Genomic DNA, 1,434 nt, shown 5'->3' on the forward strand with positions numbered 1-1,434 from the left:
GAGCCGTTCAAGAAGGAGGCGGCGATCGCCAAGCTGTACTCGTCGACGGTGGCCGTGGACAACGCGCGCGAGGCGACGCAGATCCACGGCGGGTACGGCTTCATGAACGAGTACCCGGTGGCCCGGATGTGGCGCGACTCGAAGATCCTGGAGATCGGCGAGGGCACGAGCGAGGTCCAGCGGATGCTGATCGCCCGGGAGTTGGGCATGGAGGCCTGACCCGGGCCCACCCCGGCCCCGACCCCGGTCCCGGTTCCGGCCGTGCGCGGAGGTTCCCGCAGGGCCCATGACCGCCCCTTCGCCGCCCGTCGGCGAAGGGGCGGTCTTTTCCGGTCCCAGGGGCCCGGAATTCGTGGTCGGCCCAGCCTCCTCCAGTTGCCCGCTCCCCGCCTCCCCGCCCACATCACCTGGCTGGTACGGGACGAGGGCGCCGCACCGGCCACCGAAGCCGCACGCGCCACGGAGCTGCCCGCCGGCACCCCGCACGCCTGGATCGCGGGCGAGTCCTCCGGGTGCGAGCGCCCCGTCGCCAACTGGTCCAGGAGCGGCGGAACGGCCGCAGGAGGGTCGCCTTCACCGGTTACCGGCGGCGGGGGCTCAGCGAGGAGCAGCTGCGCGAGAAGGCCTCCAGAGTGGCCGAGTAACACCGCCTGAAGCGGCCACCCGTCATGCTGTACCGCGTTCAACCAAACCGCACGGTCGGTTATGGCCGGCGTCGCGGCTGACAGAATCCGCTCCATGGCGGACATCATCACGCGTGACGGAACGTGGAGCTTCGACGGAGAGACGGTGCGCATCGTCCCCGGCGGCAAGGTGCACCCGGTGCGGCAGGATCTGGGCGAACTCGCCGTCCCCCTGCGGGCGGTGGCGGGCGTCTCGTTCGAGCCGGACCGCAAGGGGGGCCGGTTGCGGCTGCGGCTTCGCACCGGCGCCTGCCCGGTACTGCGGGCCGCCGACGGGCGGCTCAAGGACGCTTCGGACCCGTACCAGCTCATGGTGGAGAAGGACCGCGTGGGCGTGGCGGAGTACCTCGTCGACGAGATCCGCAACGCCCTGCTGATCGAGCAGGTGCCCGACGGACCGGTGGACCACTTCCTGCTGCCGGGGCCGTCGGTGCCGGTCTCCGGTGGCGGCGGCGACGGCACGGCCTCCTTCGACGGCGAAACGGTCCGGCTGACCTGGAACTGGAAGGCGGAGGACTCGAAGACCGCCGGTGGCACGGTCTCGCTGCCGGTCTCCGAGGTGTCCGGGGTGCGCTGGGTGCCCTCCATCGGGCTGGAGAACGGTTCCCTGCGCTTCGACCGGGGCGGCGCCGTCTCCTCCGCACCGGCCAAGTTCGACCCGTACTCCCTGGATCTGTGGGGGCTCTCCAAGCGGGAGTACACCGCGGTGCTGGTCGCGGCCGCCGTCCTCGTACGGATGCCGGCTCCCGAC

General features: G+C 71.9%; 3 protein-coding genes. All 3 read left to right on the plus strand.

Annotation, left to right across the window (positions count from 1 at the left end; translation table 11 throughout):
• On the plus strand, positions 1 to 219 hold a 219-nt coding region (locus IH13_RS0134335), incomplete at its 5' end, for an acyl-CoA dehydrogenase family protein (RefSeq protein ID WP_031090774.1).
• A 293-nt stretch (positions 220 to 512) separates the two neighbouring features.
• Positions 513 to 644, plus strand: coding sequence for a hypothetical protein (locus tag IH13_RS46300; protein WP_420713437.1), 132 nt, complete (start codon positions 513 to 515; stop codon positions 642 to 644).
• 94 nt (positions 645 to 738) lie between these two features.
• A partial coding sequence (locus IH13_RS0134340) for a DUF4429 domain-containing protein (RefSeq protein ID WP_031090776.1) occupies positions 739 to 1,434 on the plus strand: 696 nt, incomplete at its 3' end.

Source organism: Streptomyces sp. NRRL WC-3549 (genome assembly GCF_000721935.1).
Lineage (GTDB): Bacteria > Actinomycetota > Actinomycetes > Streptomycetales > Streptomycetaceae > Streptomyces.